This is a genomic window from Streptomyces parvus, assembly GCF_014648875.1.
Lineage (GTDB): Bacteria > Actinomycetota > Actinomycetes > Streptomycetales > Streptomycetaceae > Streptomyces > Streptomyces parvus.
In genome coordinates, this window is sequence record NZ_BMRY01000011.1 from 82,678 (window position 1) to 92,073 (window position 9,396).

Genomic DNA, 9,396 nt, shown 5'->3' on the forward strand with positions numbered 1-9,396 from the left:
GTTCCCTACTGCCAGACCTTGATGTAGTCGATGCTCATCTTCTGCGGGAAGCGGGTGGTGGCGTCGGGCGGGCCGGGCCAGTCACCGCCGACCGCGTTGTTGAGGATGAGGAAGAAGTCGTGGTCGAACACCCAGGGTCCGCGGGTGCTCTCCAGCTCCTCCTTGTCGACCGTGTGCGTGACGTTGCCGTCGACCCTGAACGTCATGCCCTCGCTGTTCCAGTCCACCGCGAAGGTGTGGAAGTCGTCTGCGAAGTCCGCGCCGCCCGGCAGGGAGTACGGGGCTCCGTAGCCGGCCGCGCCGTTGTACGCGGGTGCGTGCAGGGTGGAGTACGTGGTGTTCGGCTCCTTGCCGACGTGCTCCATGATGTCGATCTCACCGGTGTAGGGCCACGGGCGCCCCTTGTCGAAGTAGTCCGCGCCCAGCATCCAGAACGCGGGCCAGAGCCCCTGCGTACCGGAGACCTTGATGCGGGCCTCGACCCGGCCGTAGGTGAACTGGAACTTCCCGTAGGTGTTGAGCCGCGCCGAGGTGTACTGGCACGTGGTGCTGCCGCTCAGCGGGTCGGGCGGGCAGGCGGAACCGGGGGTCTCCTCGCGGCGGGCCTCCAGGACGAGGCTGCCGTTGCCGTCCTGGGCCGCGTTCTTGTTGTTCGTGTAGTACTCCAGCTCGTTGTTGGGGCCGGTGCCCGTCTCCGGGACCCACTTGGCCGGGTCGGGCGCCGCGCCGGCGGGGCCGTTGAACTCGTCGCTGAACACCAGCCGGTCGTACGTGGGGTCGGCGGGCAGCGGCGGTGCGGGAATCGGGGCTCCGCCGGTGCCCCAGACCTGGAACTCCCAGAGCGAGTAGCCGTACTCGCCGCTGCGCTGGGTGGCGTACAGGCGTACGTGCCGACCGGTGCCGCTGACGTCCAGCGTCTCCTTGAAGCCGGTGCCGGTGGTGGTCTCGTAAATCGTCGTCCAGTCGGTCCCGTTGTCGGAGACCTCGATGCGGTAGGCCCTGGCGTACGCCGGGTCCCACTGGAGGACCACCCGGCTGATCTCCGCGCGGGCGCCGAGATCGACGGCGATCCAGCCCGGGTCGGTCCAGCCGCCCTCGGGGCTGGTGGCCCACCGGCTGGCGGGGTCGCGGTCGAACGCCTTGTCCGGGGAGCACTCCCAGCAGGTGCCGTCGTGCTGGGAGGTCGACGCGGAACCGGTCTTCCCGTAGGAGAGCAGGACGTCGTCGCCGGGGGCGGTGCCGCCGGGGGTGGAGTAGACCTGGAACTCGTGGAGGGAGTAGCCCCAGGGGGTGGCGCGCTCGGTGCCGTGCATCCGGACGTAGCGGCCGGTCCCGGAGACCGTCAGGGTCTCGACGCCTCCGGAGCCGGTGGTCGTCTCGTGGATCGTCGTCCAGTCGGCCCCGTTGCCGGAGACCTCCAGGCGGTAGCCCTTGGCGTACGCGGCCTCCCAGTTGAGGACGACCTGTCCGATCGAGGTGCTCGCACCGAGGTCGATACGGATCCACTCGTCGTCGGTGAAGCCGCTGGACCAGCGGGTGGAGGTGTCGCCGTCGACGGCGGACGGGGCCGTGAAGGGCGCTTCGGTGCTGGAGGCGGTGGCCGGCTTTCCCTGGGAGACGAGAACGGCCGCGGCGGCGGCCCGTTCCGGGGTCACGGCCACCGAGAGGGTGAACAGGAGGGCCACGGCGGCCATGACCGCCAGGGCACCGCGCAACCGTGGTGTTCCACGGGCTTCCATGCGAACTCCTTGCTCTGTGAGGGGATGAGGCCGAGAGAGCGCTCCCCCGCAGAGGGGAGCGTGGCCGGAGCGGAGTGAACCGTCAAGGGTTTCGGCCGAGTTGATTCCAGATGCCACAGGGATGGAGTCCGACTTGTCACGCTGATGCCCAGTCAACTGCACCTGGGCTTTCAGGAGATGAAACATCCGCTCCACCGGAGGGGCAGAGCCGTCAATCCTGTGCACAACTCTTGACGTGACGGAAACGCGGGAGAATCATTCGGCTACCGAGAGAGCGCTCTCTCCCTTGCGGGGAGTATGCGCCCGCAGCTGAACCACCCCCGCCCACCTGACGTTTCAGGAGATCACGCATGCCCGTTGCCCTTGTCAGACCCTCGCGGCCTCCCGTGGCCGCATCCCGTCGACGGCGCACGCTGGCCCTCGCGGTCATCACCACCCTGGTCGCGACGCTGCTCGCGGCCGTGCAGGCGGCTCCGGCGCAGGCCGCGCCGGTCCTGCTCTCCCAGGGCAGCACGGTGACCGCCTCCACCCAGGAGAACGGCGGCACCGCGGCGGGCAACGCCGTCGACGGGGACGGCGGGACCCGCTGGTCCAGCGCGTTCGCCGACCCTCAGTGGATCCGGATCGACCTCGGTTCCCCGGCCGCTCTGAGCCGGGTCGAACTCGCCTGGGAGGCCGCGCACGCCAAGAGCTACCGCATCGAGCTCTCGACCGACGGCGACGACTGGACGACCGCCTACAGCACCACCACATCGGCGGGCGGCGACGAGACCCTGAACATCTCCGGCGACGCCCGTTACGTACGTCTGACCGGCACCGAGCGGGCCACCGGATACGGCTACTCGCTCTGGGAGTTCAAGGTCTTCGGTACGCGGGACGGCGGCGGCGGTCCGGAGATTCCGGGCGGCGGCGACCTCGGCCCGAACGTCCATGTCTTCGACCCGTCGACGCCGGACATCCAGGGCAAGGTCGACGAGATCTTCCAGCGGCAGGAGGAAGCCCAGTTCGGCAGCGGCCGGCACGCGCTCCTCTTCAAGCCGGGCACGTACGACGACATCAACGCGCAGATCGGCTTCTACACCCAGATCGCGGGTCTCGGCCTCAACCCGAACGACACCACGTTCAACGGTGATGTGACCGTCGACGCGGGCTGGTTCAACGGGAACGCGACGCAGAACTTCTGGCGTTCGGCGGAGAACCTGACGCTCAACCCGGTCAGCGGGACCAACCGCTGGGCGGTCTCCCAGGCGGCGCCCTTCCGCCGGATGCACGTCAAGGGCGGGCTGAACCTCGCCCCCGACGGTTACGGCTGGGCCAGCGGCGGCTACATCGCCGACTCCAAGATCGACGGCACGGTCGGCCCGTACTCGCAGCAGCAGTGGTACACCCGCGACAGCTCCGTCGGCGGCTGGACCAACGCCGTGTGGAACATGACGTTCTCCGGCGTCCAGGGTGCCCCCGCGGCGAGCTACCCGACCCCGCCCTACACCACGCTGGAGACCACGCCGATCTCGCGCGAGAAGCCGTTCCTCTACCTCGACGGGAACGAGTACAAGGTCTTCGTCCCCGCGAAGCGCGTCAACGCGCGCGGTGTCTCGTGGGACGGCGGAACCCAGCCGGGCGAGTCCATCCCGCTGGACCGGTTCTACGTCGTCAAGCAGGGCGCCACGGCCCCGACGATCAACGCCGCGCTGGCGCAGGGCCTCAACCTGCTGTTCACGCCCGGGGTGTACCACATCGACCGGACGATCGAGGTGAACCGGGCGAACACCGTCGTCCTGGGCCTCGGCCTGGCCACGATCATCCCGGACAACGGGGTGACGGCGATGAAGGTCGCCGATGTCGACGGGGTGAAGCTGGCGGGCTTCCTCATCGACGCGGGCCCGGTCAACTCGGAGACTCTGCTGGAGGTCGGACCGCAGGGCGCGTCCGCCGACCACTCGGCGAATCCGACCTCGCTCCAGGACGTGTTCGTGCGGATCGGTGGCGCGGGCCCCGGCAAGGCGACCACGAGCATCGTCGTCAACAGCGACGACACGATCATCGACCACACCTGGGTGTGGCGGGCGGACCACGGTGAGGGCTGGGGCTGGGAGACCAACCGGGCCGACTACGGGGTCCGGGTGAACGGTGACGACGTCCTGGCGACCGGGCTGTTCGTGGAGCACTTCAACAAATACGACGTGGAGTGGTACGGCGAGCGCGGCCGCACGATCTTCTTCCAGAACGAGAAGGCGTACGACGCACCCAACCAGGCCGCCATTCAGAACGGGAACACGAAGGGCTACGCGGCCTACCGGGTCGACGACTCGGTCGAGCAGCACGAGGGCTGGGGCATGGGCAGCTACTGCTACTACAACGTCGACCCGACCATCGTGCAGGAGCACGGCTTCAAGGCCCCGGTGAAGCCCGGCGTGAAGTTCCACAACCTGCTGGTCGTCTCGCTCGGCGGCAACGGCCAGTACCAGCACGTCATCAACAACATCGGGTCGCCGACATCGGGAACGTCGACGATCCCTTCGACCGTCACCAACTTCCCCTAGCCCCAGCCTTCTTCGGCCCGGACCCGGTGACCCGGGAGCGGTGGGCCGGTCCGGTGCCCGGCGGCCCGGACCGGCCCGCCGCGAACGGAGGGCGGCCTCCGGTGGACGTAACCGTCCGCCGGGGGCCGCCCGTTCCGCGTTGTGGGGCCGGGCGGCACCGGAGGCGGCGTGCCCGCCCCGGCCCGAGGGCCCGTCAGGAGCGGGACAGCAGCGCTCCGCCCGCGTACTGCGCCGAATCGCCCAACTCCTCCTCGATCCGGATCAGCTGGTTGTACTTGGCCGTGCGGTCGGAGCGGGACAGCGAGCCGGTCTTGATCTGGCCGCAGCCCGTCGCCACAGCCAGGTCCGCGATCGTCGTGTCCTCCGTCTCGCCGGAGCGGTGGGAGATCACGGCGCTCCAGCCGGCCCGACGCGCGGTGGCGACCGTGGCGAGGGCTTCGGTCAGGGTGCCGATCTGGTTGACCTTGACCAGGACCGAGTTGCCGACGCCGGTACGGATGCCCTCACGGACCTGCGCCTCGTCGGTGCAGAAGACGTCGTCGCCGGTGAGCTGGCAGCGGTGGCCGACGCGGGCGGTCAGCTCGCGCCAGCCGTCCAGGTCGTCCTCGGCCATCGGGTCCTCGATGGAGACGATCGGGTACGCGTCGATCAGTTCGGCCAGGTAGTCCGCCTGCTCGGAGGACGTACGGCGGACGCCCTCGCCCGTGTACACGTAACGGCCGTCGTGGAAGAACTCCGACGACGCCGGGTCCATGATGAGGCCGATGTCCTCGCCGGGACGGTATCCGGTGCGTTCGACGGCGCTCAGGACGAAGTCGAGGGCCTCCTCGGCGGTCCGCAGAGCGGGGGCGAACCCGCCTTCGTCGCCGACGCCGGTGGAGTGGCCGGCGGCGAGCAGGTCGCGGCGCAGGGTGTGGAAGATCTCGGAGCCCATACGGACGGCTTCCGCGAAGGTCTTCGCCCCCACCGGCGCGATCATGAACTCCTGGAAGTCCAGCGGATTGTCGGCGTGTGCCCCGCCGTTGATGATGTTCATCATCGGCAGCGGGAGCAGGCGGGCGTCGGCGCCGCCGAGATAGCGGTAGAGCGGCTGGCGGTGGGCCGCCGCCGCGGCCTTCGCGGCGGCGAGCGAGACGCCGAGGACGGCGTTCGCCCCGAGCCGGGACTTTCCGGGGGCGCCGTCGAGCGCGACGAGCGCGGCGTCCAGGCCCGCCTGGTCGTCCGCGTCGCGGCCCACGACCGCGGCCGCGATCTCCCCGTTGACGTGGCCGACCGCCCGGTCGACCCCCTTGCCGTGCCACTGCCCTGCGTCCCCGTCGCGCAGTTCCACGGCCTCCCGCGCACCGGTGGAGGCCCCGGAGGGGACGGCGGCGCGCCCGAGGGATCCGTCGGCGAGGCGGACGTCGACCTCGACGGTGGGGTTGCCCCGGCTGTCGATGATCCGGCGGGCGACGACGGACTGGATGGCGGTGGGCTCAGCTGTCGTGCGGGACATGCGAGGTCCTTCCGGTAGTCACGTGTCGCGGCACTGGTGCGACAGCGCCGGCGCGAGCCGCGACGGCAAAACTCTACAGCAATGCTGTTCAGATGCGCTGTTTAGTTTGGCTGTGCAGTTGTGCTGTCGAGTTTCACCGGGGGCCTCCTGGGCCGACCACCTGGGCGGACGTGCCCGCAACCGCGGGTTAAAGTGCCCTATGCCCACCCCGGAACCCGCCACCGTCGCCGCCGATCTGCGCACCGCCATGGGCAAACTCGCACGGCGGGTGAAGCAGGAGGACCGGATTCCGCACGGCCAGGTCGCCGTGCTGGGCGTCCTCGACCGGGACGGGGCGATGACCACCAGCGACCTCGCCGCGGACCAGCGTGTACGGCCCCAGTCGATGGCCCGGGCGGTCGGCCTGCTGATGGAGCAGGGCCTCGTGGTCCGCCGGGCGCACCCGACGGACGGCCGCAAGTCGCTCGTCGATCTCTCCGAGGTGGGCCGGGCGGCGCTGAAAGCGGAGCGCGACCGGCGGGCCGACTGGCTGGCCCGGGCCATCGACCTCGAACTCACCGCCGAGGAGCAGCGGCAGCTCACGCACAGCGTGGCCCTGATGGAGCGGCTCGCCGCGTACTGAGCCCGGCCGCTTTTCCGCTTCACATCCCCAACAGCCTTTCAGGGCCCCTGGGTTAGGCTCGCCTTACAACGGGCGGAGCCTGTCTCGGCCTGCCTCTCCGCTCTTCCCTTCGCACAAGGAGACGTTGATGCCTCCGGTGGACGCCGAGAGCCCCTTCGCCGTCTTCGGTCTGCCGGGCCGCCCCGGCACCGACGCGTTCTGGTCGGCGGCGCGCACGCCCGCAGCGGTGCCCTCCGGCGACGGCTGGCGGACCCTCTTCCTGTGGCGCGGCTCCGACTCCCTGCTCGACTTCGAGAGCTGGTCGCCGCCCGTGCCGCTGCGGCGCTGGAAGGACACCGACTGCTGGTACGCGGAGGTGTCCATGCCCGCGCGGCTGCGGGTGACCTACCGCGTCCTCGTGGCGGGCGAGGCCCATGCCGATCCGTTCAATCCGGTCGGCGCGGGGGCCGATCGTTCCGTCGCCGCGACGCCGGACGCCCCGTCCCAGCCGCACTGGCCCGCCCTCGGCCCGGACGATGTGCCGCCCCTCCCCCGGACCCGGATCCGCTGGAACAGCGAGCGGCTCGGCGGGCGGCGTACGGTGCGGGTTCACCCGGTGGGCGGGGGCGGTCCGGTGGTGCTGCTGCTCGACGGGGACGACTGGCTGTATCTGCACCCGGCCGCGACCGCCTTCGACGCGGCTTTCGCGGCGGGCGACCTGCCTCCGGTGACCCTGGTGTTCCTGCCGGCCAAGGACCGGGAGGCCGAGTTTCTCTGCCGTCCGGAGCTGTGGGAGGCGGTCCGGGACGAACTGCTGCCGTTGGTGGGCGACTGCGGGGTGCCGGCCGAACCGGACCGGCTGGTGGTGGCCGGGCAGAGCCTGGGCGGGCTGAGCGCGCTGTACGCGGCGCTGGAGTTCCCGGAGCTGGTTTCGCGGGTCGCCTGCCAGTCGGGGTCCTTCTGGTGGGCGCCGGGAGCCGGGGACCTGCCGGATCCGCTGGGCGGGACGGTCGGCGGTGCCGTCGCCGAGCGGCTGCGCCGGGGGGCCGACCTGTCGCGGCTGCGGTGCGCGTTCGACGTCGGGGAGCACGAGACGCGGATGCTGCCCCACTGCGAGCTGACCGAGTCGCTCACCGAGCGGGCCGGTGCGACCGTGCGGGTATCGCGGTCCGCCTCGGACCACGACCGGGCCGGCTGGCGGCACGCCCTGCTCAGGGATGTCGCCTGGGCCCTGAGCTGAGCCACGAGCAGGGCAGGGCGGGTGGCGGGTGACTGAAGCCCCCGCCCCACCGGCGGCTCAGCCCCTGCCGGTGGCTACCGGGCCACCGCCAGGCAGTACGCCTCGTCCCCGGCGAGGAGGTTGCGGTGGGTGTCCTCGGCGGTGATGACGCCCCCGTCCAGGACGAGCACCCGGTCCGCCGCGTCCAGGAGCGCCGGGCTGCTGGTCAGCACGAGCGTGGTGCGGCCCCGGCGCAGCTTCGCGACGTTGCGCGCGATGAGCTGTTCGGTGACCGCGTCCACGGCCGTGGTGGGGTCGTGCAGGACGAGCACGTCGGTGTCGGCTGCCAACGCGCGCGCCAGGGAAAGCCGTTGGCGCTGACCGCCCGAGAGGTTCGCCCCCCGGTCGCGTACCACGTGGTCGAGCCCCTCGCGGTGGAGGGCGACGACGTCGGTGAGCATGGACGCCTCGACGGCATCCGCGATCTCCCGCCCGCTGCCCGACGGGTCGATGTTCGTCCGGAGGGTGCCGGCGAAGATCTCCCCGTCGTACGGGTTCACCAGCAGGTGTTCGCGGACCGCCTCGACGGACAGGTCGCCGATCTCCCGGCCGCCGACCCGGACCACTCCCCCGTACGCCTGCGGGGCGACGTTCACCGCGAGGACGGCGGCGAGCTCGGCCGCCGCACGCGGCTGGTAGGCGGCGATCGCCACGAACTCCCCGGCCGCCACGGTGAACGTGACCCCTCGGAGCGTGCCGTGGTGGACGGCGTCGATCTCCAGCGCCCCGCCCGGCTCGGGGCGTTCGGGCCCCGGCGTCGCCACCGGGGGGGCGTTCAGGACGAGGGCCATGCGCTCGGCCGAGGCGCGGGCCATCATCACGTACTTGGGCATCTCGGAGAACATCTTGAGCGGTTCCATGATGAACTGCGCGAGCCCCACGGCCATGACGAGTTCGCCGATGGTGATCCGGCCCTCGAACGCCAACCAGCCGGCGGTCAGCGAGACGGCCGTGGCGAGGGCCGCGTTGAGGGCCAGCGCGGTGCCGGCGTAGGTGCCGTTCACCCGGGCGACGGTGATCGCCTGGCGCTTCGCGTCCGTGCTGACCTTGCGGTAGGCCCCGAAGGCGGCGTGGTTGCCGCCGAAGCCGTGCAGCGGGCGCAGCCCGATGATCAGGTCGGCGACCTTGGCGCCCGCCCGGGCCACCCGGGCCTGCTGTTCCTGCGTGCTGGCCCCGATCCGCTTCGACATCACGGCGAGGACCGACAGGATCGCGACGGTGCCCGCCATCACCAGCAGGCCGAGCCGGAGGTCGGCGAGGCTCAGCGCGAGAGCCGCGACCACGATGGCGACCAGGGAGCTGATCAGCAACGGCACCACCTCGATGATGTCGGCGGTCTGGTCGGCGTCCTCGGTGGCGACGGTCAGGATCTCGCCCGACTTGAGGTCCACGTCCCTGGCCACCGGCTGGAGCCCGCAGGCCGCCACCTGGACCCGCCAGCGGTGCGCCTCGGTCGTGTTGGCCTTCTGCAGCACGCGCATGCCGAACCGCCACGACAGGGACACCGTCGTGATGATCACGGCCAGCGAGCCGATCGAGACGCCGAGCGAGCCGAGGCTGCGGTCCTGCATCGTGTGCTCGACGATGAGGCCGAGCGCGATGGGGAACGCGGTCTCCGCCGCCTGGTACAGGCCCATCAGGACGGTGCCCGCGATCATGGCGCCGATGTTGCGGCGCAGTGCCGTCCGCAGGATCGCGGCACCCGGGCGGGGCCGCGCGGTCTCAGGAGTCTTCATCAG

6 protein-coding genes are annotated in these 9,396 nt (G+C 71.1%); 3 read left to right on the plus strand and 3 right to left on the minus strand.

The annotated features are described in order from the left end of the window. Positions 1–5: 5 nt before the first annotated feature. A complete protein-coding gene (locus tag IE140_RS28855; protein WP_150193222.1) occupies positions 6–1,739 on the minus strand; it encodes a discoidin domain-containing protein in 1,734 nt (577 codons plus the stop codon). Between the two features lie 350 nt (positions 1,740–2,089). Here IE140_RS28855 and IE140_RS28860 point away from each other — a divergent pair, with 350 nt between their 5' ends. Further along, on the plus strand, positions 2,090–4,282 hold the full coding sequence (locus tag IE140_RS28860; protein WP_150193221.1) for a discoidin domain-containing protein: 2,193 nt from the start codon (positions 2,090–2,092) through the stop codon (positions 4,280–4,282). A 193-nt stretch (positions 4,283–4,475) separates the two neighbouring features. Here the strand turns inward: IE140_RS28860 and eno are convergent, their stop codons facing one another. Then, on the minus strand, positions 4,476–5,777 hold the full coding sequence (gene eno, locus IE140_RS28865; protein ID WP_150193220.1) for a phosphopyruvate hydratase: 1,302 nt from the start codon (positions 5,775–5,777) through the stop codon (positions 4,476–4,478). A 199-nt stretch (positions 5,778–5,976) separates the two neighbouring features. Here eno and IE140_RS28870 point away from each other — a divergent pair, with 199 nt between their 5' ends. Both IE140_RS28870 and IE140_RS28875 read left to right on the plus strand, forming a co-directional pair. Continuing rightward, positions 5,977–6,399, plus strand: a complete 423-nt coding sequence (locus IE140_RS28870) for a MarR family winged helix-turn-helix transcriptional regulator (protein ID WP_032765974.1) — start codon at positions 5,977–5,979, stop codon at positions 6,397–6,399. Positions 6,400–6,526: 127 nt separating this feature from the next. Next, entirely contained in the window at positions 6,527–7,618 is a 1,092-nt protein-coding gene (locus IE140_RS28875) for an alpha/beta hydrolase-fold protein (protein WP_150193219.1), read from the plus strand. 74 nt (positions 7,619–7,692) lie between these two features. On the opposite strand, the gene IE140_RS28880 is transcribed toward IE140_RS28875, so the two are convergent. Continuing rightward, positions 7,693–9,393 (minus strand): ABC transporter ATP-binding protein, encoded by a 1,701-nt coding sequence (locus tag IE140_RS28880; protein ID WP_150193218.1) that lies wholly within the window; start codon positions 9,391–9,393, stop codon positions 7,693–7,695. Positions 9,394–9,396: the final 3 nt, after the last annotated feature.

Excerpts from the sequence above, each read along its gene's own strand:
- IE140_RS28860 (WP_150193221.1), top strand. The coding sequence starts at position 2,090 with ATGCCCGTTGCCCTTGTCAGACCCTCGCGGCCTCCCGTGGCCGCATCC.
- IE140_RS28875 (WP_150193219.1), top strand. The coding sequence starts at position 6,527 with ATGCCTCCGGTGGACGCCGAGAGCCCCTTCGCCGTCTTCGGTCTGCCG.
- eno (WP_150193220.1), bottom strand. The coding sequence starts at position 5,777 with ATGTCCCGCACGACAGCTGAGCCCACCGCCATCCAGTCCGTCGTCGCC.
- IE140_RS28870 (WP_032765974.1), top strand. The coding sequence starts at position 5,977 with ATGCCCACCCCGGAACCCGCCACCGTCGCCGCCGATCTGCGCACCGCC.
- IE140_RS28880 (WP_150193218.1), bottom strand. The coding sequence starts at position 9,393 with ATGAAGACTCCTGAGACCGCGCGGCCCCGCCCGGGTGCCGCGATCCTG.
- IE140_RS28855 (WP_150193222.1), bottom strand. The coding sequence starts at position 1,739 with ATGGAAGCCCGTGGAACACCACGGTTGCGCGGTGCCCTGGCGGTCATG.